The sequence below is a fragment of the Actinoplanes sp. NPDC048796 genome (assembly GCF_040650035.1).
Lineage (GTDB): Bacteria > Actinomycetota > Actinomycetes > Mycobacteriales > Micromonosporaceae > Actinoplanes.
Map to the genome: position 1 here is coordinate 26,323 of NZ_JBEZGO010000005.1, position 23,815 is coordinate 50,137.

Here is a 23,815-nt window from a genome sequence, read left to right on the forward strand (position 1 = left end):
CGCCGTGGTCCTAGTGGGTACGAAGTCACCACGACCACGAAGGACCCCACCATGAAGATCGCTGTCATCGGCGGCACCGGGCTCATCGGCTCGCAGGTCGTCAAGCTCCTCACCGCCCAGGGCCACGACGCCACGCCGTACTCGCTGTCCACCGGGGTCGATCTGCGGGCCGGCACGGGCGTCGCCGAGGCCGTCAAGGGCGCCGAGGTCGTCGTCGACCTGACGAACTCGCCGACCTTCGACGAGGCCGCCGCGGTCTTCTTCCGCGAGACCATGGAGAACCTGCTGGACGAGGCCGAGGACGCCGGCACCCAGCACATCGTCATCCTCTCGATCGTCGGCGTCGACCGGGTGCCGGATCTCGCCTACTACCGGGCGAAGGTGTTGCAGGAGAACCTGCTCGCGCAGCAGGAGAAGATCCCGTTCTCGATCGTCCGGGCCACGCAGTTCTTCGAATTCGTGAGCGCGGCCATGGCCTGGACCTCCGACGAGACCGCGGTGCGCCTGCCGTCGACGCTCGTGCAGCCGATGGCCTCGGCCGAGGTGGCCCGGGCGGTGGCCGGCGTCGCGGTGGGCGAGCCGCTGATGGGGGTCCGTGATTACGCCGGCCCCGAGGTCTTCTCCCTCGACGAGTTGGGCCGCGTGACGCTGGCCGTTCAAGGCGACCGGCGCCCCGTCGTGGTGGACGAGAGCGCCGGCCTGTTCGCCGCGGTGACCGGCGACGCCATCATCGCGCGAGACGGCGCCGTCATCACCACGACGCGGTACCGGGACTGGCTGCAGTCCCGATGACCGACAGCAGCCGCAGCCTGTCCTGCGAGGGCGAACCGGGGTCGGCGGTGTAGACGACGAGCTGCTGCGACCGGTCCGGGTCGACCAGCCGCTGGCAGTACAGCTCCAGCGGGCCGACCTCCGGGTGCAGCAGCCGCACCGGCCCGCAGTACGGGCCGGCGACCGGCTGGCCGCGCCACAGCTCGGCGAACGACGGGCTGGCGGTCAGCAGGGCGTCGACGATCGCGCCGGCCCGCGAGTCCCGGCCGTCGCGGGTGTACGACGCGTGCAGGTCGGCGACGATGAGACGGCTCTGCTCGTCCCACTCCTCGCGCGGGTACAGCGAACGGGCGGCCGGATCGGTGAACCAGCGGTAGTGCTTGCTGCGGTCCAGTCCCGTGTAGATGCTCTCGTCGCCGACCAGGGCCACCGCCAGCCGCGTCTGCACCAGGGTCTCGCCCAGATGCGAGACGACCATCGCGGCCGAGTCGTGAAGCCCGTCGAAGACGCGTGTCATGCCCGGGTTGACGTGCTCGCTGTCGGCCGCGCGGCGCGGTGTCGCGTAGCCGGCCAGCTGGAAGAGGTGGTCGCGCTCCTCCAGCGAGAGGCGCAGGCCACGGGCGATCGCGCCCAGCATCTGCTCGGACGGGTGCGGCCCACGCGGCTGTTCGAGCCGGCTGTAGTAGTCGATCGACATGTCGCTGAGCACCGCGACCTCTTCCCGGCGCAGGCCGCTGGTGCGCCGCCGCCGGCCGCGGGGCAGGCCCACGTCCTCGGGTTGCAGGGCCTCCCGTCGCGTGCGCAGATATTCGGCGAGCCGGGCGCGATCCATATCCGTACCTCTCAGACACTCACGCCGAGGGCGTAGTCCCACAGCCGGGCCGCCACACCCTCGTCACGCGCGGACTTGTAGATGGCGAGCTCGGCCGGGCCGCCCTTGAACTGCCCGAATCCGTCCGGTCCGTAGAGCCGGCCGCCGCCCGCCTCGGGGCTCGTGGCCGCGTACTGGATCGGCAGGACGCCGTGCGCGACGTCCTGGACCAGAATTCCCCAGCGAGCCAGGCGGGCCATGACGGCCTCGTGCGGCGCCGGCTTGCCCCGCCCCAGGTTGGGGCCGGCCGCGTAGAGCCCGGTCAGGGTCGTGCCGGGGTGGGCCGCGTTGCTCACCAGGCCCCAGCCCCCGGCCCGGCTGCGGCGGTCGAGTTCGAGCGCGAACATCAGGTCGGCCAGCTTCGAGTTGTTGTAGGCCCTGACCGGCGAGTACGAGCGCTCGGCCTGCAGGTCGCCGAAGTCGAGCCGGCCCTGGCGGGCGGCGCTGCTGGTGACGGTGGTGACACGCGCCCGGGCGGCGCGCAGCAGGGGCAGCAGCCGATGGGTGAGCACGGCGTGGCCGATGAAGTTGGTGCCGAACTGGAGCTCGAAGCCGTCGGCGGTGGTGTGCCGGGTCGCGGGCGCCATCACGCCGGCGTTGTTGACCAGGATGTCGAGGGGCCGTCCCTCGGCGAGCAGGTCGCCGGCGAGGGCGCCGACCGATGTCAGCGAGGCCAGGTCGAGGGTGCGGAGCGAGACGTCAGCTCCGGGGACCTCGTCGCGGATGGCGGCGAGGGCGGCGGCGCCCTTGGCGGTGTCGCGGACGGCCAGCAGCACCTCGGCGCCGCCGGACGCCAGGCGTGCGGCCAGTTCGCGGCCGACGCCGCTGTTCGCGCCGGTGACCAGGGCCAGCCGGCCGGTGAGATCCTGGGGGTGCAGGCTTACTTTCCTCATGACGCCAAGGCTCCCGCGGTGGTGAATCGTCAACCATGTTCTGCCGGTACATGCCAACGGGTCAGCTTCGCGGGATCGACGACGATCCACAGCGCCGACACGAAGGCCCCGATGGACTCGGCCGCGACCACCGCCTCGGCGTGGCCGGCCCGGCGCGAGGCCAGGCCGGCCCGGCCGTTGACGGATTCCAGGGTGAGGACGGTGCCGGGGCGGCACAGCAGCACCAGGACGAGCCCGGCGACGTCCTCCCCGCCCCGCACGGTCCCGCCGCCGTCGCACACGGCGACGGCGTGCTCGTGCAGGGCGGCGCGCAGCGCGGTGATCTCCGAAGTCCGGCAGGCGGCTAGAAGCCCGCGTACGGCGTCCTCATGCGGAGGGCGCATGCTCGAGCGGCGCCTCGGAGGGCGCCGCCGCCGGGGCCTCGCCGCCGGTGACGAAGGCGCGGCGCGGATGCTGGACCGAGGCCAGCGAGACGATGTCACGGCCGAACAGGGCGGCGGTCAGCCAGACGAACAGGACCCGGACCTTGCGCTCCCAGCTCGGCACGGCCAGCACGTGGTAGCCGCGGTGCATCAGCCAGGCCGGGAAGCCCTTGATGACGATGCCCCGGTACTGGAAGATGCCGCGGCCCAGGCCCAGCGTCGCCACCACACCGAGGCTGTGGTGCAGGTACTGCCTGGGCTCGCGGCCGCGCAGGGTGGCCACCAGGTTGTTCGCGAGCAGCTTGCCCTGGCGGACGGCGTGCTGCGCGTTCGGGACCGTCGCCGAGCCGGGCATGGCCAGGTCGGGGATCGCCGCGTCGTCGCCGGCGCCCCACGCGTCCGGCACGTACGCCTCGTCGGTTCCCACCCGCAGATCGGGCCGGACCGTCAGCATGCCGCGGCCGTCGACCGGCAGGTCCGTGTGCTTGCGCACGAGCGGCCCGGCCGCGTTGCCGACCGTCCACACGATCAGGTCGGAGTCGAACTCCTCACCCGTCGACAACACCACGTGACCGTTCCGGGCCGACTGGAGCACCGAGTTCAGGTGGATGTGGGCGCCCCGCTTCCGCAGTGAGCGCACCACCCATTCGCCGGGCTTGTCGGTGACCTCGGGCAGGATCCGGTCGCGGGCCTCGACGAGGTGGAAGGAGAGCTCGGCCGGGTCGAGTTCGGGATATCTGCGGGCGAGCGCGGTGGCCAGCGACAGTAGTTCGCCGAAGCCCTCGACGCCGGAGAAGCCGCCGCCGACGAAGGTGACGGTCAGCAGCCGGCGGCGCTGCGGGCCGGGCGGAAGCGTCGACGCCCGGTCGAAGTTGACGAGCATCCGGTCCCGGATCGCTACCGCTTCCTCGACGTGCTTCATGCCGATGGCCTGGTCGGCCACGCCCGCGATGTCGAGCTTGCGGGTCACCGCGCCGGCGGTGACGGCGATGATGTCGTACGGCAACGGGTATTCCGGTCCTTCGGACGGGCGGATGGTGGCCGTCTTGTGCGCGTGGTCGACCCGCACGACCGTACCGGAGATGATCCTGGTGGTTTTCAGGTGCCGCCGCAGGGAGACCGCCGCGTGGCGCGCCTCGACCGAACCGGCCACCACCTCGGGCAGGAAGGGCTGGTACGTCATGTAGGGACGCGGGTCGACCACGACGACCCGGGCCTCGCCGCGGCGGAGCTTCTTCTCGAGCTTCCAGGCCGTGTAGAAGCCGGCGTAACCGCCGCCCACCACCAGGATCGTCCGCATGGAATCCTCTGTTTCTCTCGCAGTCACCCCCTATGACCGGACAGCCCTCGCACTTGTGACAACTTCTCCGGAACCATCTGCCACAGCACCCGGTCGATGCCCTCGGCGGTCGCGCCGACCGTGAGGTAGCCCTCCAGACCGTTGGCCAGGGTGACGAGGGTGGCCGCCTGGCCGTTGGCCTCGATCCAGCGGACGGTGGCGCCCTCCCACATCCAGGTCGACATCGCCGCGAGGAACTTCGCCACCGGCAGCGGGCCCTCGACCACGCGGCGGGCGACGCCGAGCGCGCCGTTGCCGTCGGAGACGCTGAGCACGCCCGGCGCGAAAAGCCTTTCCAGCGCGGCCATGTCGCCGGTGCGCGAGGCCTCGAGGAAGGTGGCGAGCAGCTTTTTCTGCTCGGCCGCGGCCACCGGCGTGCGGCGCTCGCCGGCCAGGTGCTTGCGGGCGCGGCTCACGAGCTGGCGGACGGCGGGCTCGGTGGCGCCGAGGATGTCGGCGATCTGGGCGTACGGATAGTCGAACGCCTCCCGGAGCACGTAGGCGGCCCGCTCGGCCGGCTTCAGCTTCTCCATCAGGAGCATGGTCGCGTACTCCAGCGCCTCGCCCCGCTCGGCGCCCAGATAGGGGTCGGCGCTCGTGTCGACCGGCTCGGGCAGCCACGGGCCCACGTACGTCTCACGGCGCGCCCGCGCCGACTGGAGCTCGTTGATGGCCAGCCGCGTCGTGGTGGTGGCCAGGAACGCGGCCGGATTCGTCACCCGGCTCCGGTCGTACGCCTGCCAGCGCAGCCACACCTCCTGCACCAGATCCTCGGCCTCGCTCGCGCTGCCGAGCATCCGGTACGCGATGCCGAACAGGCGCGGGCGCACGCCGAGGAAGTCCGCCGTGCCATCGTCGAGATCCACCTGCTCATGGTGATCGGTGCGCGGGTAATCACCAAGCTTCTGTCACAAGTGCCACGGCTGCCCTGTCTGGGCTGGCATGATGCTTGACCACGAAGTCCTGTCCCGCGAAGAGCTGGAGCGGACGCAGGCCACGCCCGCGCCCCGGCCCGACGTCGACGAGACGTGGGTCACGGTGGACGGCGTCGCCGTGCGCGTCGTGCGGCCGCCCGGGGCCACCCGGGTGCTGCCGGCGCTGCTGTACCTGCACGGCGGCGGCTTCGTCATGGGCAACGCGAACACCCATGACCGGCTCGTCCGCGAGCTCGCGGTCGGCGCCGCGATGGCCGTGGCGTTCGTCGAGTTCGAGGGCGGTTTCCCGGTGGCGCTGGAGCAGGCGTACACAGTGGCCCAGTGGATCCTCCGGCGCGGCCGCACCTCAGGGCTGGACGGACAGCGGCTCGGCGTCGCCGGGGACGACACCGGGGCCGCCCTGGCCGCGTCGCTGTCCGCCGGCCGGGTCCGCTTCGCGCACCAGTCGCTCTACTACCCGCGCGGCATCACGGCCGCCCCCTGCGCCCCGAGCACTCTCGTCATCGCGCGCGGAACCGGCGACGAGGGCCTGGCCTACGCCCGGGACCTGACCGCCGCCGGGGTGCAAACGGCAACCGCCACCTTCGACGGCGCCCCGCCCCACTTCATGATGCTCAACGCGCTGCGCCACACCGGCGCGGCCGAGGCCGCCGTGCGGACGGCAGTCGACTTCCTGCGTTCGGAAAGGACCGCACCATGACACCCACCGTCGTCCTCGTGCACGGCGCCTTCGCCGAATCGGCGAGCTGGAACGGCGTCGCCGAACGCCTGACCGGACACGGCCTGCCGGTGGCGACCGTGGCCAATCCCCTGCGCGGCCTGCCCGGCGACGCCGCCTACCTGCGGGACGTGGTGGCCGGCCTCGGCACCCCGGTGGTGCTGGCCGGCCACGCGTACGGCGGCATGGTCGTCACCGAGGCGGCCGGCCGGCTCTCCACGGTGGCGGCCCTGGTCTACGTGAGCGCCTTCGCCCCCGAGAACGGCGAGTCCGCACTGGAGCTGACCGCGAAGTTCCCGGGCAGCGCCCTCGGCGCGGCGCTCACCTCGTACCCCCTCAGCGCGGGCGGCGCCGAGCACGTCATCCGCCCGGACGCCTTCCGTTCGGGCTTCGCCCACGACGTCGCGGCCGCACGGGCCGGCCTCATGGCGGCCACCCAGCGCCCGGTCACCCACGCCGCCCTGACCACCGGCCTGACGGCGGCCACCGCGGCCTGGCGGTCCACCCCGTCCTGGTTCGTCTTCGGCGACGCCGACCGCGCGGTGCCGCCGGCCGTGCACCGCTTCATGGCCGAACGCGCCGGCGCCAAGGGCATGCGCGAGGTGGAGGACGCCTCGCACTTCATCGCGGTCTCCCGCCCGGACGAGGTGACCGGCACGATCCTCGACGCGGTGTCGCAGGTCCGGCCTTGAGTCAGCTCGGGTAGCCGACTCCGGGCGTCGACGCGATGAGAACGTCGGCGACCGCGGTCCAGCCCAGTTCGGCGTACAGCGGCTGCCCCTCCTCGCTGGCGATCAGGATCCCGTGCTCGGCGGCCGAGGCCTCCGCCAGCGCGCCCATCACCGTGCTGGCCAGCCCTCGGCGCCGGTGCGCGGGCAGCGTCTCGATCCGGTCGGCGATCCCGTCCGGGCCGGCGACGCCCATCGTCCCCCGCGCGCCCACGTCACCGTTCTCGTCCCGCACGACGACCCGTACGACGGCGTCCTGGACGCCCGTCTCGACTCGATAGCCCGGCGGCGCGGGGCGCCGGGGGTGCTCGCGGAGGCCGGTGACCATCAGCTTCTCGGAGCGTTTGAGCACCACCAGCCCGGCCGCCTCCAGCGCCGCCGCGGCCCGGTCCGGCTCCGTGGTCGGCACGGTCAGCCAGGTGACCTCGTTCTCGCCCTTGACCAGGTCGGCCAGCCCGGCCACGGAGGCGGCACCGTCGAGAGCGAAGTACTCGACGTTCCGTCCCGCCTGAAGACATCGCACCCGCAGCCCCGAGCCGACTTCCGTCGCCTCCGGCAGCCCACGCGAGACACCCCAGCCCCGCTGCCACCGCGCCACGAGTTCCTGAAGCTGTGTCACCCGCTAAGTGAATCATCACCAAGACTTTTATGAAGTCCTATATTGACTATCATTAGTTAACCTTCCTAAGATTTGGCCGCCCGCAGTCATCCCCACGGCGCATCCCCCGCGCCGGACACGAAGGGTCGCCATCCCCATGGCCATCAGGAAAAGAAGCAGGTGGGCGGCCTCGGCCGCCGCACTCACCGTCGCCGCGGTCGGCACGATCACCGCGCTCGCCGTACAGGGCACCTCGGAAGCCGCCGTCCTGCCGAACGGGTTCAAGAGCGTCGGCTACATGCCGTCGTGGGCCGGCAGCGTCACCGGCATCCAGTACTCGAAACTCACCCACATCAACTACTCGTTCGCGCTGCCCAACGCGAACGGCACCCTCCAGCCGATCGAGAACACCTCGAAGCTGCAGCAGCTGGTCACCCTCGGGCACCAGAACAACACGAAGGTCTCGCTGGCCATCGGCGGCTGGAACGACGGCAACGACTCGGCCTTCGAGTCGCTGGCGGCCAACTCCGGCACCCGCACGGCGTTCGTCACCAACGTCATGAACACCGTCCGCCAGTACAACCTGGACGGTGTCGACATCGACTGGGAGTACCCGGACCCGGGCACCTCCGGCAACAACTACACCGCGCTGATGCAGCAGCTGAGCACCGCCCTGCACAACGAGGGCAAGCTGCTCACAGCCGCTGTCGTCAGCGAGGGCAACACCGCCAACGGCGTCCAGCCGGCCGTCTTCGGCTACGTCGACTGGCTCAACATCATGGCGTACGACGGTGGCAGCCCGCACGCCAACTACGACTGGTCCATCGCCTCGGCCAACTTCTGGAAGAACCGCGGCCTGCCGAAGGCCAAGACGGTGCTCGGTGTGCCGTTCTACGGCCGGCCCGGTTATCTGACGTACGCCCAGCTGGTCGCGCAGGACCCGGCCAACGCCAACCGTGACTGCACGCCGTCCGGCGAGTGCTACAACGGCCTGCCGACGATCCGCCGCAAGACCCAGTGGGCCCTGGCCAACGCCGGCGGCATCATGAACTGGGAGCTGTCACAGGACGCCACCGGCGCGAACTCGCTGGTCAGCGCCATCTACGAGACCGTCATGGGTGGCGGCGGCGGGCCGACCACCCCGCCGCCGTCGGGCCGCACCGGGCGCATCACCGGGATCGCCGGCAAGTGCGTCGACATCGCCTCGGCCAGCAGCGCCAACGGCACGGCGGTTCAGCTGTACGACTGCAACGGCACCACCGCGCAGAACTGGACCGTGGGCACCGACGGCACCCTCCGCGGCCTGGGCAAGTGCCTGGACGTCAGCGCCGCCGGCACGGCGAACGGCTCGCTCGTGCAGATCTACGACTGCAACGGCTCCGGCGCCCAGCGCTGGACCGCCCAGTCGAACGGCACGCTGGTCAACGCGGGCAGCAACAAGTGCCTGGACGCGTCGAACAACAGCTCGGCCAACGGCACCCGCCTGCAGATCTGGGACTGTTTCGCCGGCGCCAACCAGCGCTGGGTCCTGCCGTAACCCGAAGACGCGGCGCGGCCCGCTTTCGCCGTGGCGGGCCGCGCCGCACACTTGAGGCATGTATGTGATCAAGGAACGTTTCTTCTCCATCGGCGACGACTTCGACGTGGAGGACGAGAACGGCAACCGGGTCTACCACGTCGACGGCAAGGTGTTCAGCGTTCGCAACCGGGTCGTCATCGAGGACGCGAACGGCGACGAGGTGGCGTCGGTCCACCGCCACCTCGTCGCGCTGCGCCCCACCTACGAGATCCGGATCGGCGGCGAGAAGGCCGCGGAGGTCCGCAAGAAGCTGTTCACGCCGTTCCGCGAGAAGTTCACCATCGACGTGCCCGGCCCGGACGACCTGGAGATGAAGGGCGACCTGCTCGACCACGAGTACGTCATCGAGCAGGACGGCCGCGAGGTGGCCGCCGTCTCCAAACGCTGGCTGACCATCCGCGACACCTACGCGGTGCAGGTGTCCGACGGTGTCGACCCGCTGCTCATCATCGGCAGCGTGCTCGCGCTCGACCTGGCGCTGGAGCGCTCCAAAGCCGGCGAGTCGGATGACTGATAGCGGTACCGCGAACCCCGCCTAACTTTCGGGGTATGACGCAGACCGAGACGCGGAGCAGGGTGACCGTCGAGCGGGTCACCCTGACCTCCGCCAAGAAGTTCGACGACGTTCTCGCCGGCCTCTACGCCGGGATCTCCCGGCCCGACCTCGCCTCGGCGGCACGGGCGTGGCTGGGCGCCTCCTCGTACGAGGAATTCCAGAAGGTGGTGGCCGACGCCGCCGGACCGTCCGGGCTGATGCGGTTCATGGACCTGGACCAGGGGGCCGCGCTGGCCAAGCTGCCGGACGTGACCCCGAGGCGCCTGGTACGCCTCATCGCCGGCAACCCGCACACCATGGCCCGGATGACGCGGCACGTGCCCGAGGCCGGTTCGTACGCGCCGGTGTCGATCCTGATCTTCCAGGACGGCGACGTGGTGCGGCTCGCCTACGACACCATGGAGAGCCTGCTCACCCCGTACGGCAGCGAACCTGCCCTGGAAGTGGCCCGTGAGCTGGACGAAGAGGTGCTGACCCTGCTGCGGAGAGCGGCCGGACAGCCCGGGCCGCTTCGATAGCATCGCAGCATGTCCTCCGAACGGCGGGTCGCGCTGGCGCTGGGCTCCGGCGGGGCCCGCGGGTTCGCGCACATCGGGGTCGTGCAGGTGCTCGAGGAACGCGGCTTCGAGGTGTGCTCGGTGGCCGGATCGTCGATGGGCGCGCTGGTCGGCGGGGTGATGGCCGCGGGGCGGCTCAAGGAGTTCACCGACTGGGCGGTGGCGCTCAAACAGCGGGACATCCTGCGGCTGATCGACCCCAAGTGGGCGCTGCCCGGCGCGATGGCGGCCGACCGGCTGATCAACCACCTGAACGACTTCCTCGGCGACGCGGAGATCGAACACCTGCCGATCCCGTACACGGCGGTGGCGACCGACATCAACGCGCGGCGCGAGGTGTGGTTCCAGCGCGGCCTGCTGCGCTCGGCGATCCGGGCCTCCATCGCCATCCCGGGCTTGATCACCCCGGTGGTCATCAACGGCCGCCTGCTGGCCGACGGCGGCCTGCTCAACCCGGTGCCCATCGAGCCGACCGCCGCCTCCGGCGCCGACCTGACCGTGGCCGTCTCCCTCCAGGCCCCACGCCCCCAGGGCGAGCCGGGGTCACCGGTGCGGGCGGCCGCGGCACCTCATTGGTACGAGGATTGGCGCGACCGCCTCAAGCAGGTCTTCCACACCCGTAACGGCCAGGCGGCGCCCCTGGACTCCCCCGAGCTGACCGACACCCCGGCCGCGATCGACCCGGTCCCGCTACCGGGCAACCTGCGCATCGCCGACGTGCTGGCCTCCTCGCTCGACGCCATGCAGGACATGATCGCCCGCTACCGCATGGCCGGTCTGCCCCCGGACGTCCGGATCGCCGTCCCGGTCAACGCCTGCCGCGTCATGGACTTCCACCGGGCCGGTGACATGGTCGCCCTCGGACGCCAACTGGCCACCAAGGCCCTGGACGACGCCGGGCGCTAAGCGGCCGCGGCCAGGATGGCCTCGGCCGTGCGGTCGACGTCGTTCTCGTCGGCCGACCAGTTCGAGACCGAGAGCCGGATGGCCGCGGCGCCGTTCCAGGTGGTGCCGCTCATCCAGGCCGCGCCCTCCTCCTGGAGGCGGTGCAGCGCCCGACGCGTCGTGTCGTCGTCGCCGGGGCGTACGAGAACCTGGTTGAGCACGACCTCGTTCAGGACCTGGGCGCCACCGGCCGTCAGGCGCTCGGCGAAGCGCCGGGCCAGTGCGCACGACCGGTCCACCAGTTCGGCGATGCCGTCGCGGCCGAGCTGGCCTGCGCGCACACGATCGCCGGCCCCGGACCGGACGCGAGCGCCGCGGCCAGCGCGGACGGCACGAGCCGCCCCTGCTCGTCCATCGCCGCGGTGACCAGCGAGTTCGTACCCATGCCGAGGTGTCGCAGGGCCCGGTCGATCGTGCCGTGGCGCCCCTCGCCCACGACCACCCGGACCCGTGGCGCTCCCCACAGCCCGTCCGCGTCGACCAGCCAGCCGGCCGCCGTCTCCTCGGCCACGCTCGCCGCCGGCCCCAGCACGTACAGCCCGGCGTCCTGGTCCCAGGCCGAGGTGAGCCAGTCGGCCGCCAGCGCGGCCGGGGTGGCCCCGCCGACGACGAAGCCGAAGAAGCGCCCGCTTCTCCGGTGGCAGCGAGCCCGGCTGCAGTGGCCCGCCGAGCGCCGCGCGCATCTGTTCCAGCGACGCCGACGGGCGTACCGGGCGGTCGGGCAGGCCGCCCAGGTACGCCGTCGCGTGGTCGAAGGCCACACCCAGCGGCCCGTTCCAGTCGGGACGTTCCCTTCCGTGAGGCTAGGCGCGCGCGCCCTCGAGGTCGGCCGTCGAGCGGATGTCCGACACCTCGGCGCGGTGCTTGGCCGCCGGACGGTCGCGCTTGATGAACAGCAGGACCAGGGCGCCGCCGATGGCGAACACGATCGCGCCCAGCGCGTAGCTGATCCGGAACGCGTTCTCGGTCGGCAGGGCGACCGCGCCCACCGTCTTGGTCTGCCCGGCCAGGATGGTGATCACCAGAGCGCTGCCGATGGTGCCACCGACCGTACGCATGATGCTGTTGACCGAGTTGGCGATGCCCGTCTCGGCCGGCTGCACGTGGCTGACCAGCAGGGCCGGCATCGACGCGTAGGCCATGGCGATGGCGCAGCTGGCGACCACGAAGGCGGCGATCGTCTCGACCTTGTTGTCGTGCAGGAAGGTCAGCGAGGCCAGGCCGACGGCGCCGACGCCGCAGGCCAGGGCCAGCACGACGCGCGGGCCGACCTTGCCGACCAGCATGCCGGCCAGCGGGCCGATCACGACGCTGGCCGCCGCGCCCGGCAGCAGGTAGATGACGCTGGTCTCGAGGACGGTCGCGCTGAATCCGAAGCCGGTGTACGCGCTGGGGCTCTGCACGAAGTAGCTCGTCGCGAGCTGGAGCGCGAACATCGCGAAGCCGACCGCCATGGCGGCCAGGTTGGTGACCAGGATCGGGCGGTGGCGCAGCATCTCGACCGAGACGAGCGGGGCGGCCGTACGCCGTTCCAGGAAGTAGAAGCCGAGCAGGATGATCACGGCGGCCGCGAACAGGACGATGACCCGGGCCGAGCCCCAGCCCCAGGTGTGCCCCTGCGAGATCGGCAGCAGCAGGCTGACCAGTCCGGCCGAGAGGACGGCGGCGCCCACGTAGTCGACGCGGCCGCCGGCGCCGGCCCGCTTGGGCAGGGTCAGCGCGAGGGCCAGGGTGATGGCGCTCATCACGACGGTGAGCCAGAAGATCCGGCGGTAGTCGGCGTCGCCCTGGGTGAGCAGGCCGGCCGCGACCAGCGCGACACCGCCGCCGACGCCGAGCGTGGAGGCGACGACGGCCATGCTGTGGGTCAGCTTGGCCGGCGGCAGCTCGTGGCGCAGCAGGCTGATGCCCAGTGGGAACAGGGCGAAGCTGGTGCCCTGCAGGACGCGGGCCGCGATCAGCCAGCCGATGTCGTGGGCGGTGGCGGCGAGCACGCTGCCGGCCAGGGTGACGACGAGCGTGGCCACGAAGACCGGCTTGACGCCGAGGACGTGGCCGAGCCGGCCCAGCAGCGGCGTGAAGGCGGAGGCGGCGAGCAGCGTCGCCGTGGACACCCACCCGACGGTGGTGGCGTCCGCGCCGAGCTGCGCCGCGATCTGCGGCAGCACCGGCACCGGGATGGACTGGATCAGCGCCAGCAGGAAGCTGGCGGCCGCGGCGGCGAGCAGGAGCAGCCGCGGGCGGGCAACGGGTTCGGGGGTGGTCACGTCCGACTACGCTATCGACACAGTGTCGATTTTTGTCGGCACCGCGTTGATGATCACATAAGGAATGATCGGAAATATGAGTCAGGTAACGCGCCGCCGGACCGGCCCGTCCAAGGGCGATCTCCGCGAGGCCGCGATCCTCGAGGCGGCCCGGGCCCTGTTCTCCGAGCGGCCGTACGAGGCGGTGACCATCGACGATCTCGCGAGCGGAGCCGGCATCTCCCGGACGAGCTTCTACTTCTACTTCCCGACCAAGACCGCCGTGCTGACCGCGCTGATGACGAACGTGGGGCACGACCTGGCGGCCGGCCACGTCTGGTTCGACGCCGACGGCCCCGCCCGCGACCTGCTGCGCACCCAGCTCGAGACGTCGGCCACCCTGTGGCGGGCCAACGCCGGCATCCTCTCGTGCGCCGCGACCGCGATGGCCACCTCCGAACAGCTGCGCGACTTCGTCGGCCGGATCCGGCAGCGGTACGACGAACGCGCGGCCGAGAAGATCCGCCGGGACCAGGCCGGCGGCAGCGCCACCACGACCATCCCGGCCCACCGGCTGGCCGAGATGATCTCGGCGATCCGCGACGCCCGATATGAGCAACTGGCCGGGGCCACCGACGCCGAGCTGCGCGAGGCCGTCGACGACCTCACCGAGGCGATTCACCGGCTGGTCTACGGCCGGGCATAAAATACCGGGGTGACGAGCATGATCGGGAGAGACGCCGAGCTGCGCCTCGCCCGGGACCTGCTCGCCGGCGCGGCCGCCGGGAACGGCACCGCCCTGTTGATCCACGGCCCGGCCGGTGTCGGCAAGACGGCCCTGCTGCGGGCCGCGACCGCCGAGGCGGCCGAGCGGGGCTTCACCGTCCTGCACATGGCCGGCGTCGAGACCGAGCGCTGGTTCCCGTTCGCCGCGCTCAACCTGCTCCTCCAGCCGATGATCCGCGAGATCGACCGGCTGCCCGCCGCGCACCGCACGGTGCTGCGGGCCGCCTTCGGCGCCGACGACACCGAGCCCGACGTGTACCGGGTCGGCCTGGCCGTCCTGGAGCTGCTGGCCGACGCCGCCACTCGCCGGCCGGTGCTGGTGGTCGCCGACGACATCCAGTGGATCGACCCGTCGACCCGGGACGCCATGCTCTTCGTCGCGCGCCGGGCCCACGGGCACGCCCTGCTCGTCCTCGGCGCGAGCCGGCCGGACGGCAGCGGGCGGATCGGCTCGGGCTACACCCCCGAGCTCAGCCTGGCCCCGCTCGACCGCACGGCGGCGGCCGAGCTGCTCGACGCCCAGGCGCCGGCCCTGCAACCGCAGCTGCGGGCGCTGATCCTCGACCGGGCGGCCGGGAACCCACTCGCCCTGATCGAACTGCCCAAAGCCGTGCAGGACGCCCCGGCCAGCACCGACGACCTGCCGCTGACGCAACGGCTGGAGACCGCGTTCGCCGCGCGCACCGACTCGACGAGCCCGTCCAGCCGCGCGCTGCTGCTCGCGCTGGCGGCCGAGCCGAACGCCGCCCTGCACCGGCTGCTCGAGGCGGCCGGTCAGGTCACCGGCTCGATCGTCACCGTCGACGCGCTGCAGGAGGCGGCCGACGCGGGCCTGATCACGATCACCGACGGCCGGCCCGAGTTCCGGCACCCGCTGATGCGCTCGGCCATCTACAACCGGGCCCGGGTCACCCACCGGCTCGCCGTCCACCGCGCGCTGGCCGCCATCCTGGCCGATCAGCCCGACCGCCGGCTCTTCCACCAGGCCGCGGCCACGATCGGGCCGGACGAGGAGCTGGCCGACCGCCTCGAGCAGTTCGCCGACGCGTCGCTGGCGCGGGGCAAGGTCGCCGCGGCGGTCCCGGCACTGCAACAGGCGGCTTCGCTCGTACGGGATCAGCGCCGCCGCACCAGCGTCCTGGTCCGCGCGGCCGAACTGTCCGGGCAGCTCAGCCACCGGGGCCGGACCCGCGCGCTGCTGGCCGGGGCCGATCCGGCCGTGATGGGCCCGGTCGAGCGGGCCCGCCTGCTTCTGGTCTCCGACAACGCCGCCTTCGAGCCGGACGAGCCGCAGCGGCGGATCCACGACATGCTGACCGCGGCGTCCGGCGCGGCCGCGGCCGGGGCTCGTGACGTCGCCGACAACCTGCTGTGGCGGGCCGCCTCGCGCTGCTTCTTCCAGGACGGCGACGCCGCGACCCGGGCCGAGCTGGCCGCGGTGGCCGACCGCTGGGCCGCCGGACCGGACGATCCCCTGCTGCTGGCCGTCCGCGCCTACGCGGAGCCCTACCGGTACGGCGTGCCGGTGCTCGGCCAGTTGGACCGGCTCGACCTCGATCGGCTCGACGGCCGGGCCGTGCACTACCTCGGCAGCGGCACGATGGGCTTCGGCGACTTCACGCACAGCAGCCGCCTGCTGGCCCGGGCGGCCACGAACTGGCGGGCCCAGGGCCGCCTCGGTCTGCTCGCGCGCTCGCTGGCCGGCGCCTGGCCCCGCTACTACCTCGGCCAGCTCGACCAGGCCCGGTCGGACGCGGCCGAGGGCGTGGCGCTGGCCGAGGAGACCGGCGAGGCGATCGTCCTGCTCGGTGTGCGGTCGGTGTCGGCTCTGGTCGCCGTGACCCGTGGCGACGTCCCGACGGCCGAGGAGATGGTACGCAAGCTGCGAGCCGATCCGCTGCTGACGGGGATGCCGTTCGCGTCGTCGATCACGCTTCAGGCCGAGGGGCTGCTGGCTCTGCTCGGCGGGCGCGTCGAGGAGGCGTACGACCTCCTGGCCCGGCTCTTCGATCCGGCCGATCCGCACTATCACTCGGTGAGCCGCTGGCTGGTCGCGCCCGATCTGGCCGACGCGGCGCTGGCGGCGGGCACGGTGGAACCGGCCCGGGAACTGCTGGCCGAGCTGCCGGCGCTGGCCCGCAGCCTGCCGACCGAGATGATGACGACGGCGTACGCGTACACGAGCGCCGTGCTGGCCCCGGACGACGAGGGGGAGGAACGCTACGCCTCGGCGCTGGCCACGCTGCCGTCCTCGGTGCAGCTCGTCCGGGCCCGGCTGCACCTCAACCACGGCCGCTGGCTGCGCCGCCGGCGCCGCCAGCTCGACGCCCGCGCGCCGCTGCGCACGGCCCGCGACGAGTTCGACCGCCTCGGCGCCCGCCCGTGGGCCGAGCTGGCCCGCGACCAGCTTCGCGCCACCGGCGAGTCCAGCGGCCGGCGCCACGAGAACCTGAGCGACCAGCTGTCGGCGCAGGAGATGCAGATCGCCACGCTGGCCGCCGAGGGCCTGACCAACCGCGAGATCGGACAGCGGCTGTTCATCTCGCACCGCACGGTTGGCGCCCACCTTTACCGCATCTACCCGCGGCTGGGGGTCAGCGGCCGGCGGCAGCTCGCGGCGGCCCTGGGTGGCGCGCAGTCATCGTACTGATGTTTTCGCCACCCCCGGCCGACAGGCTGAGGGCATGATTCGGTTCGCCATTCTCGGCCCGGTCAGCCTGCGCGAGGGCGACCGGGAACTGCACGCCGGCGCCGGCCGGCAGCGCACGGTCCTGGCCCTGCTGCTGGCCCGGGCCGGTTCGGTGGTCGGCCAGACGGACCTGGTCGACCTGGTCTGGGGCGACGACCCGCCGGCCAGCGCGGCCAACGTGCTGCACCGCTCGATCGGCCGGCTCCGCCGCCTGATGGAGCCGCACCTGCCGATCCGGTCGGCCGGCTCGCTGCTGTCCCGGGTCGGCGACGGCTATCTGCTCCGGGCCGGCGAGTCCACACTCGACCTCCTGGAGTTCCGCGGCCTGGTGACCTCGGCCGCGTCCGCCGAGGATCCGGTCGGGCGCTATCTGCGGGCGCTGGCCCTGTGGCGCGGCCCCTGCGCCGAGGGCCTCGGCCCGAGCCCGGTGTTCGACAGCGTCGACGGCGAACGCTCGCAGGCGGCCCGGGACGCCGCCGACGCGGCGCTGCGCACCGGCCAGGCGGTCCGGGTGCTGCCCGCGCTGCGCGAGGTGGCCGGCGACCAGCCTCTGGACGAGCCTCTGCAGAGCCGCCTCATGCTGGCGCTGGCCGCCGGCGGGCAGCGCGACCGCGCGCTGGGCGTCTTCCACGCGGTCAGCGAGCGGCTCGGCGACGAGCTGGGCATCGACCCGGGCGCCGAACTGCGGGCGGCCCGCGACACCCTGCGCCGCCGCCCGGCCGCCACGCCGGCCCAGCTCCCGTCCGACCACCCGTTCCTGGTGCCCCGCCAGGCCGGCCCGGCCCTGGCCGACATCGAACGCCAGCGCGCGACCGGGCCGGCGGTGCTGGCCATCGACGGCGTCGCGGGTGCCGGCAAATCGGCCCTCGCCATCCACCTCGCCCACCGGCTGGCCCCGTCCTGCCCGGACGGCCAGCTCTACGCCGACGTGCGCGGCCTCGACACGCCGTCGATCCTGCGCGGCTTCCTGACCTCGCTGGGCGAGCCCGCGCGCGAGCTGCCGGACGATGTGGCGGCGCTGACCGAACGCTGGCGGTCGCTGCTCACCGGCCGCCGGATCCTGCTCGTGCTGGACAACTGCGGCACTGTCGACCCGCGCCTGCTGCCCGGCACCCCCGGCAGCGTGGTGATCACGACCAGTCGCGCGGGCGGCACGTTCCCGGTGCCGCTGCCCGGCCCGGCCGAGGCGACCGCCATGCTGCGGCGGCGGATCGGCGCCGACCGGGTCGCCGCCGAGCCGGCCGCCACGGCCGAGATCGTGGAACGCTGCGGCCGGCTGCCGTCGGCCCTGGCCCGCGCCGCGGCCCAGGCCGTCGTGGAGCCGGACCTGCCGCTGGCCTTCATCGCCGCCGAACTCCGGGCCGAGACGCCCGCCGGTCTCACGGTGGGCTGAACCACAAGCTGGCCTTCATCGCCGCCGAGCTCCGGGCCGAGACGCCCGCCGGTCTCGCGCTGGGCTGAGCCGTATGCTGGCCGGGTGCCTTCCGAGCAGCCGAGATCGCGACGCAGCCGGCTGTCGCCGGAACGGGAGCGGGAGCTGCTCGACACGGCGCTGCGGCTGGTCCGGGAACGCGGCTACGACCGGGTGACCATGGACGACATCGCCGAGGCGGCCAAGGCCAGCGTCGCCACTCTCTACCGGCGGTGGGACTCCAAGGCGAAGCTGGTCATCACCGCCATTCAGGTCACCAAGCCGGAGTCGGCCGCCGACATCGACACCGGCAGCCTGCGCGGTGACCTGCTGGCCGTGACCGAGCGGGCCGCGGGACCGATCCGGTTGCGGGAGCCGGCCACCGCGACGATGACCGGGCTGGCCCGCGACGCGCTGCTCGACCCCGAACTGATGCGGGCGATGCGCGACATCCTGGTCGAGCCCGAGGTCGAGGTGCTGCGCCGGGTGCTCGACCGGCACGCCCGGGCCGGCCGGATCGCCACCGACGCCACGATCCTGGACATTGTGGACCGCCTCATCTTCGGCCCCCTGCTGTTCGAGCAGCTGTTCGCCGGCCACGACCCCGGCCTGCCCGAACACCTCGTCGACGATGTCCTGCTACCCCTGCTGGCGAAGGGCTGACAGGCTGCGGGCGGTGTCGAGGAACATCTCCGTGGCCGGGCGGGGCTTCCATCCGAAGGTGGCCACGGCCTTGGCGTTCGTCGTGTGGCGGGGGCGGTCGCCGGGGCCGGTCGGCAGGCCGGCCCGGCCCAGCAGGGCGGCCACCTGGGGCAGGGTCACCTCGTCGGGGCCGCAGGCGATGTAGCGCTCCCCCGCCGCCGCCGGGTCGGTCAGGGCCAGCAGGTGCAGCTCGGCCAGGTCGCGGACGTCGACCGGGGTGATGGTCACGTCCGGGACCCGTGTCATCGTGCCGTCCAGGATGCCGGCGATCAGGTCGATCGAGCTGGACCAGGACCGGCCGAGGACCGGGCCGAAGATGCCGGTCGGGTTGAGCACTGTGAGTTCGGGGCCGCCCCGGGCCGCGAAATCCCAGGCCGCGCGTTCGGCGAGAGTCTTCGATTTGACGTACGGCTGCACGCCCGGCCCTTCGACGTCGGTCCAGTCGTCCTCGGTGAAGACGCGGCTGGTGTCGCCGTGCCCGTAGCCGACGGCGCCGAACGAGGAGGTGAGCACCACCCGGCGTACCCCCGAAGCGCTCGCCGCCCGCAGAACCCGCAGCGTGCCCTCCCGGGCCGGGACGATCAGGTCGTTCTCGTCCGTCGGCTGGACGGCGGGGAAGGGCGAGGCGACGTGCAGGACGTACGAGGCGCCGGCGACCGCCTCGTCCCACCCGTCGTCGGAGAGCAGGTCGGCGCGGACCGACTCGACGCCCTCCACCGGATGCGAGCGGACGGTGGTGCGGACGCGGAGACCAGCCGCGAGCGCGCGCCGTACGACGTACGAGCCGACGAAGCCGGAGCCGCCGGTGACCAGAACCAGTTCGCTTGTCATGACCCGACGCTAACGAAAACGCGTTACCGATAACCAGTTGTCGCTATGTGACGTCGATTACCAGGTGGATGAACTCGGCGACCGCGCCGGTGAAGGCCACCGGCTGGGACAGGTGCGCCTGGCTGCCGCTGCCGGGCAGCACGAGCAGGGCCGATCCGCCGATCCGGCCGTGCAGCAGCGCGGCCCGCGACGGGCTGCAGACGGCGTCGTGGGCGCCGGTGACGATCAGCGTGGGCAGGGTCAGCGCGCTCAGATCCTCGTCGTCGGCGGCCGGCGAGTAGAGCACGAGCCCCGAGACCGCGGCCGGGTGCTCGAGCGCGAAGCGCAGCACGATCGGGCCGGCCGACGCGTGGCCGAGCAGGATCACCGGATGGCACCCGAGGCCCGACACCACCGCCGGCAGCCGGCGGGCGGGCTCGACGTAGACGACCCGTACGTGCTGCTCGACGCCCGCGAGGCTCAACTGCTCATGACCGGGGTGCACGACGCACACAGGTTCGTGGATTCTCATGTCCGGCTGCCCTTCGATCGGCCGGCCGCCGGGGGGAGCGGCCAACCGCGCACAACGACGAACGGGGGCGCCGGTTCACCGTCACTCGTTGGTCACCGATCCCGCACCCGCGCTGCCTACCTTCGGTCCCGACGACAACGGAACCGACAAGGAGCAGGACATGAAGATCGTGGTCATCGGCGGCACCGGGCTGATCGGCTCGAACGTGGTCAAGCGCCTGGCGAACCAGGGGCACGAGGCCGTGCCGGCCGCGCCCAACACGGGCGTCAACACCCTCACCGGCGAAGGTCTGGCCGCCGCGCTGGACGGCGCGCAGGTGGTCGTCGACGTCGCCAACTCGCCGAACTTCGCCGACGACGCGGTGATGAGCTTCTTCCGCACCTCGACCGGCAACGTGCTCGACGCCGAGGCCGCCGCGGGCGTACGCCACCACGTCGCGCTCTCCATCGTCGGCGCCGAGCGGCTGCGCGACAGCGGCTACATGCGGGCCAAGGTGGCGCAGGAGGAGCTGATCCGGGACGGCCACACGCCGTACACCATCGTCAAGGCGACCCAGTTCTACGAGTTCGTCAAGGCGATCGCCGAGACCGGCGCCGACGGCGACACGGTCCGGCTCACCCCGGCCAAGCTGCGGCCGATGGCCGCCGACGACGTGGCCGCCCTGGTGGCCGAGGTGGCGCTGGCCGAGCCGGCGAACGGGGTGGTCGAGGTGGCCGGACCCGAGGCGATCCCGCTGGACGAGCTGGCCCGGCGGATCCTGAAGGTCGACGGCGATCCCCGTACGGTCGTGGCCGACCCGGACACCGCCTACTTCGGCGCCGTGCTCGACGACGGCTCGCTCACCCCGGACGCCGGGTTCCGCACCGCGCCGACGCGGTTCGCCGACTGGCTGGCCGCCCGCGCCGCGGGATAGTCATCCGACTGATGTTTTCGCTCGGCCGGCGGATCAGAGTGGGGCCATGACGCCGGTGCGATTCACCATTCTGGGCCCGGTCCGGGCGTGGCGGGGCGACACCGACCTCGACCTGGGTGGCCGGCAGCAGCGCCTCGTCCTGGCCCTGCTGCTGGCCCGGGCCGGCACGGTCGTGGGCCTCGGCGAGCTGGTCGACGCCGTCTGGGAGCAGGACCCGCCGGCCAGCGCGGTGAACGTCGTACACCGCTACATCGGCACGCTGCGCCGGCTCATCGAGCCCGACCTGCCGGTCCGCGCGGTCGGCGACCACCTCGTCCGGCACGCCGCCGGCTACCAGCTCAAGGTGGGCGAGGACATGCTCGACCTGCCGCGGTTCCGGCGGCTGACCGGCCGGGCCCGCCAGGAACGCGATCCGGCCCGGGCCGTGCCGCTGTGGACCGAGGCCCTCGGGCTGTGGCACGGGCCGTGCGCGGCCGGCCTGGAGCGCGCCCATCCCACCTTCGTGGCGATCGACGGCGAGCGGTCGCAGGCGCTGCGCGACGCGGCCGACACCGCGCTGGCCCTCGGGCAGGCGCGCGCCGTCATCCCGGCGCTGCGGCAGGCCGTCGGCTGGTCGCCGCTGGACGAGCCGTTGCAGGCCCGGCTGATCGCCGCGCTCACCGCGGACGGGCGGCAGGCCGAGGCGGTCGAGGCCTATCAGGAGGTACGCCATCGGCTGGCCGACGAGCTCGGCATCGATCCGGGCCCGGAGCTGGCCGAGGCGTACGACCGGTTGCTGCACCAGAAGAGCGCGCCCGGACCGGCCCCGAAAGCGCTCGTCCCGGCCCAGCTTCCGCCCGATCAGCCGTTCTTCACCGGGCGCGAGTCGGTGCTGGCCCGGGCCACGGCCCTGATCGGTGCGGGTCACCGGCGGGGCCGGGGCGCGGTCACCCTGGCCGTGGACGGGATGCCCGGCATCGGCAAGACCGCGTTCGCGGTGCACCTCGGGCACCGGCTCGCCGGGTCCTACCCGGACGGTCAGCTCTTCGCCGACCTGCGCGGCTTCACCGCCCAGGGCACCGCCATGACGGCGGACGAGGCGCTGCGCGGTTTCCTGGGCTCGCTCGGGGTGCCCCAGGAGACGCTGCCGGCCGAGCTGCACGCGCTGGCCGGGCTCTACCGCAGCCTGCTGGCCGGGCGCCGGATGCTGGTGGTGCTCGACAACGCCCGCGACTTCGAGCAGGTACGCCACCTGCTGCCCTCGGCGCCGGGCAGCCTGGCCGTGGTCACCAGCCGGGTACGGATCACCGGCCTGGTCACCACCGGCGGCGCCCATCCGGTCCCGCTAGACCTGCCGTCGCCCCACGAGGTGCGCGAGGGCCTGGTCAACCGGCTCGGCGCCCGGCGGGTCGAGGCCGAACCGGCGGCGGTCGACGAGATCATCGCGCGCACCGGCCGGCTGCCGCTGGCGGCGTCGGTGGTCGTGGCCCGGGCGGCGGCGCTGCCGGACACGTCCCTGGCCGACATCGCCGCGGAGCTGGCCGAGGCCGGCGCCGGCCTCGACGCGTTCGGCGCGGACGAGGACACCGACCTGAGCGCCGTCTTCTCGTGGTCGTACCGGGCGCTCAGCCCCGGCGCGGCCCGGATGTTCCGCCTGCTGTCGCTGCACCCCGGGCCCGACGTGACGATCCCGGCGGCGGCGTCGCTGGCCGCGGTCGAACCGCGCGCGGCCCGGATGCTGCTGGGCGAGCTCGCCACCCACCTGCTCACCCAGTCCCGCGCCGGCCGCCATCACATGCACGATCTGCTGCGCCAGTACGCGGCGGACCTGAGCGTCCGCCAGGACGGCGCCGAAGACCGCCGGGAGGCGCTGGGCCGGATCCACGACCACTATCGCCGCACCGCCTACGAGGCGCAGGAGCTCCTCGCCCGCGCGCTCGCACCACCCCGGCCGCCCGAGTCCCGGCCGGGCGTCACCGTCCCGGCCTTCGCCGGTCCCGAGGACGCGATGGCGTGGTTCGACGCCGAGCGACGGGTGCTCGACGCGCTGGTCGAGCACGGACCGCCCGCCGTGGCCTGGCACGTGGCCCTGAGTCTGCAGACCCACCTGCACTTCACCGGCCGACTGCCGGCCTGGGAGGCGACCATGCGCCGCGGCCTGGCCGCCGCGGTGGCCGACGGCGACCTCGCCGGGCAGGCGCACCTGCACCGCAGCCTGGCCGGCGCGCTGTTCAACTCGTACTCCGGCCTGGAGGCGCCCGAGCACCTGAGCCGCGCGGGCGCGCTCTTCGAGCGGCTCGGCGACCGGGCGGGCCTGGCCATGGTCGAACTCAACTGGGCGTACGTCCGGGCCGAGCACGACGAGCACCAGGAGGCCGTCCGGCACAGCGAGCGCGCGCTGGAGATCTTCCGCTCGGCCGGGAACCGGGTGAACGAGGCCCGGGCGCTGCGCACGCTGGCCGGCAGCCGGGCCCGGCTCGGCCACACCCGGCAGGCGCAGGACCTGTTGCGCGAGACGCTGTCGCTGTCCTGGGAGATCGGCGACGAGCTGGGCGCCGGGCACAGCTGGGACCTGCTGGCCAACCTCTACCGCGAGATGGGCCGCCCCGAGGAGGCGATGGCCCGCTGGGCGGAGGCGGCCGGCGCGTACCGGCGGGCGGGCAGCCCGGCCGCACTGGCCGAGGTTCAACTGGCCATGGGCGACGCCTGCCGGGACGCCGGCGACGCGGAGGCGGCCCGGCAGCACTGGCGGGAGGCCCTGGGCGCGCTGGCCGAGCCGGCCGGCCCGCTCGCGGCCCAGCTGCGTGACCGCCTGGGTGACAGCTGACACAAGGC

The 23,815-nt window shown here is 73.1% G+C and carries 24 protein-coding genes; 13 read left to right on the forward strand and 11 right to left on the reverse strand.

Annotation, left to right across the window (positions count from 1 at the left end; genetic code table 11):
• The first annotated feature begins 51 nt into the window (after nucleotides 1-51).
• A complete protein-coding gene (locus AB0C26_RS21705) occupies nucleotides 52-792 on the forward strand; it encodes an NAD(P)H-binding protein (protein WP_360250107.1) in 741 nt (246 codons plus the stop codon).
• Here AB0C26_RS21705 and AB0C26_RS21710 read toward each other — a convergent pair.
• From AB0C26_RS21710 to AB0C26_RS21730, 5 genes are read right to left on the reverse strand one after another with little or no spacing between them, the layout of a single operon-like run.
• Entirely contained in the window at nucleotides 752-1,603 is an 852-nt protein-coding gene (locus AB0C26_RS21710) for a helix-turn-helix transcriptional regulator (RefSeq protein WP_360250110.1), read from the reverse strand. The genes AB0C26_RS21705 and AB0C26_RS21710 overlap by 41 nt on opposite strands.
• An 11-nt stretch (nucleotides 1,604-1,614) precedes the next feature.
• Nucleotides 1,615-2,535, reverse strand: coding sequence for an SDR family oxidoreductase (locus AB0C26_RS21715; protein WP_360250113.1), 921 nt, complete (start codon nucleotides 2,533-2,535; stop codon nucleotides 1,615-1,617).
• A 29-nt stretch (nucleotides 2,536-2,564) separates the two neighbouring features.
• Complete coding sequence (locus tag AB0C26_RS21720; protein WP_360250116.1) at nucleotides 2,565-2,918, reverse strand: siderophore-interacting protein; 354 nt, start codon at nucleotides 2,916-2,918, stop codon at nucleotides 2,565-2,567.
• Nucleotides 2,902-4,257 (reverse strand): FAD-dependent oxidoreductase, encoded by a 1,356-nt coding sequence (locus AB0C26_RS21725; RefSeq protein ID WP_360250119.1) that lies wholly within the window; start codon nucleotides 4,255-4,257, stop codon nucleotides 2,902-2,904. The genes AB0C26_RS21720 and AB0C26_RS21725 overlap by 17 nt, the downstream gene beginning before the upstream one ends.
• 23 nt (nucleotides 4,258-4,280) lie before the next feature.
• A complete protein-coding gene (locus AB0C26_RS21730) occupies nucleotides 4,281-5,162 on the reverse strand; it encodes a sigma-70 family RNA polymerase sigma factor (RefSeq protein ID WP_360250122.1) in 882 nt (293 codons plus the stop codon).
• Between the two features lie 79 nt (nucleotides 5,163-5,241).
• Here AB0C26_RS21730 and AB0C26_RS21735 point away from each other — a divergent pair, with 79 nt between their 5' ends.
• Both AB0C26_RS21735 and AB0C26_RS21740 read left to right on the forward strand, forming a co-directional pair.
• Entirely contained in the window at nucleotides 5,242-5,931 is a 690-nt protein-coding gene (locus AB0C26_RS21735; protein WP_360250125.1) for an alpha/beta hydrolase, read from the forward strand.
• Nucleotides 5,928-6,641, forward strand: a complete 714-nt coding sequence (locus AB0C26_RS21740) for an alpha/beta hydrolase (protein WP_360250128.1) — start codon at nucleotides 5,928-5,930, stop codon at nucleotides 6,639-6,641. Before AB0C26_RS21735 ends, AB0C26_RS21740 begins: the two co-directional genes overlap by 4 nt.
• A 1-nt stretch (nucleotide 6,642) precedes the next feature.
• Here AB0C26_RS21740 and AB0C26_RS21745 read toward each other — a convergent pair whose 3' ends face one another.
• On the reverse strand, nucleotides 6,643-7,296 hold the full coding sequence (locus AB0C26_RS21745; RefSeq protein ID WP_360250131.1) for a GNAT family N-acetyltransferase: 654 nt from the start codon (nucleotides 7,294-7,296) through the stop codon (nucleotides 6,643-6,645).
• A 136-nt stretch (nucleotides 7,297-7,432) separates the two neighbouring features.
• Here AB0C26_RS21745 and AB0C26_RS21750 point away from each other — a divergent pair, with 136 nt between their 5' ends.
• Genes AB0C26_RS21750 through AB0C26_RS21765 form a run of 4 tightly spaced genes read left to right on the forward strand, consistent with a single transcriptional unit; the run spans nucleotide 7,433 to nucleotide 10,873 of the window.
• Entirely contained in the window at nucleotides 7,433-8,812 is a 1,380-nt protein-coding gene (locus AB0C26_RS21750; protein ID WP_360250134.1) for a glycosyl hydrolase family 18 protein, read from the forward strand.
• Nucleotides 8,813-8,870: 58 nt separating this feature from the next.
• Complete coding sequence (locus AB0C26_RS21755; protein WP_360250137.1) at nucleotides 8,871-9,368, forward strand: LURP-one-related family protein; 498 nt, start codon at nucleotides 8,871-8,873, stop codon at nucleotides 9,366-9,368.
• Nucleotides 9,369-9,403: 35 nt separating this feature from the next.
• The gene (locus AB0C26_RS21760; RefSeq protein ID WP_360250140.1) at nucleotides 9,404-9,928 is read left to right on the forward strand and encodes a DUF302 domain-containing protein; all 525 of its coding nucleotides are present in this window, start codon (nucleotides 9,404-9,406) and stop codon (nucleotides 9,926-9,928) included.
• Nucleotides 9,929-9,937: 9 nt separating this feature from the next.
• Nucleotides 9,938-10,873 carry a patatin-like phospholipase family protein gene (locus AB0C26_RS21765; RefSeq protein WP_360250143.1) on the forward strand — a complete coding sequence of 312 codons (936 nt, stop codon included), beginning with the start codon at nucleotides 9,938-9,940 and terminating at the stop codon, nucleotides 10,871-10,873.
• Here AB0C26_RS21765 and AB0C26_RS21770 read toward each other — a convergent pair.
• Genes AB0C26_RS21770 through AB0C26_RS21780 form a run of 3 tightly spaced genes read right to left on the reverse strand, consistent with a single transcriptional unit; the run spans nucleotide 10,870 to nucleotide 13,179 of the window.
• Nucleotides 10,870-11,151 carry a hypothetical protein gene (locus AB0C26_RS21770; protein WP_360250146.1) on the reverse strand — a complete coding sequence of 94 codons (282 nt, stop codon included), beginning with the start codon at nucleotides 11,149-11,151 and terminating at the stop codon, nucleotides 10,870-10,872. The two genes, AB0C26_RS21765 and AB0C26_RS21770, sit on opposite strands and share 4 nt — an antisense overlap.
• On the reverse strand, nucleotides 11,106-11,675 hold the full coding sequence (locus tag AB0C26_RS21775) for a hypothetical protein (RefSeq protein WP_360250149.1): 570 nt from the start codon (nucleotides 11,673-11,675) through the stop codon (nucleotides 11,106-11,108). Before AB0C26_RS21775 ends, AB0C26_RS21770 begins: the two co-directional genes overlap by 46 nt.
• A 40-nt stretch (nucleotides 11,676-11,715) precedes the next feature.
• Nucleotides 11,716-13,179: an MFS transporter gene (locus tag AB0C26_RS21780; protein ID WP_360250152.1), complete on the reverse strand. Its 1,464-nt coding sequence runs from the start codon at nucleotides 13,177-13,179 to the stop codon at nucleotides 11,716-11,718.
• 76 nt (nucleotides 13,180-13,255) lie between these two features.
• Here AB0C26_RS21780 and AB0C26_RS21785 point away from each other — a divergent pair, with 76 nt between their 5' ends.
• The 4 genes from AB0C26_RS21785 (at nucleotide 13,256) to AB0C26_RS21800 (ending at nucleotide 18,707) form a co-directional block, all read left to right on the forward strand.
• Nucleotides 13,256-13,864, forward strand: coding sequence for a helix-turn-helix domain-containing protein (locus tag AB0C26_RS21785; protein WP_360250155.1), 609 nt, complete (start codon nucleotides 13,256-13,258; stop codon nucleotides 13,862-13,864).
• Nucleotides 13,865-13,882: 18 nt separating this feature from the next.
• Nucleotides 13,883-16,594: an AAA family ATPase gene (locus tag AB0C26_RS21790; protein ID WP_360251623.1), complete on the forward strand. Its 2,712-nt coding sequence runs from the start codon at nucleotides 13,883-13,885 to the stop codon at nucleotides 16,592-16,594.
• Between the two features lie 34 nt (nucleotides 16,595-16,628).
• A complete protein-coding gene (locus tag AB0C26_RS21795) occupies nucleotides 16,629-18,026 on the forward strand; it encodes a BTAD domain-containing putative transcriptional regulator (protein ID WP_360250158.1) in 1,398 nt (465 codons plus the stop codon).
• An 84-nt stretch (nucleotides 18,027-18,110) separates the two neighbouring features.
• Nucleotides 18,111-18,707: a TetR/AcrR family transcriptional regulator gene (locus AB0C26_RS21800; protein ID WP_360250161.1), complete on the forward strand. Its 597-nt coding sequence runs from the start codon at nucleotides 18,111-18,113 to the stop codon at nucleotides 18,705-18,707.
• Here AB0C26_RS21800 and AB0C26_RS21805 read toward each other — a convergent pair.
• Together AB0C26_RS21805 and AB0C26_RS21810 are read right to left on the reverse strand one after the other, a co-directional pair.
• Complete coding sequence (locus tag AB0C26_RS21805) at nucleotides 18,684-19,577, reverse strand: NAD-dependent epimerase/dehydratase family protein (protein WP_360250164.1); 894 nt, start codon at nucleotides 19,575-19,577, stop codon at nucleotides 18,684-18,686. The two genes, AB0C26_RS21800 and AB0C26_RS21805, sit on opposite strands and share 24 nt — an antisense overlap.
• Nucleotides 19,578-19,620: 43 nt before the next feature.
• Complete coding sequence (locus tag AB0C26_RS21810) at nucleotides 19,621-20,088, reverse strand: alpha/beta hydrolase (protein WP_360250167.1); 468 nt, start codon at nucleotides 20,086-20,088, stop codon at nucleotides 19,621-19,623.
• 88 nt (nucleotides 20,089-20,176) lie between these two features.
• On the opposite strand from AB0C26_RS21810, the gene AB0C26_RS21815 reads away from it, so the two are divergent.
• Complete coding sequence (locus AB0C26_RS21815; RefSeq protein WP_360250170.1) at nucleotides 20,177-21,001, forward strand: SDR family oxidoreductase; 825 nt, start codon at nucleotides 20,177-20,179, stop codon at nucleotides 20,999-21,001.
• 46 nt (nucleotides 21,002-21,047) lie between these two features.
• Entirely contained in the window at nucleotides 21,048-23,807 is a 2,760-nt protein-coding gene (locus AB0C26_RS21820) for a BTAD domain-containing putative transcriptional regulator (RefSeq protein WP_360250173.1), read from the forward strand.
• Nucleotides 23,808-23,815: the final 8 nt, after the last annotated feature.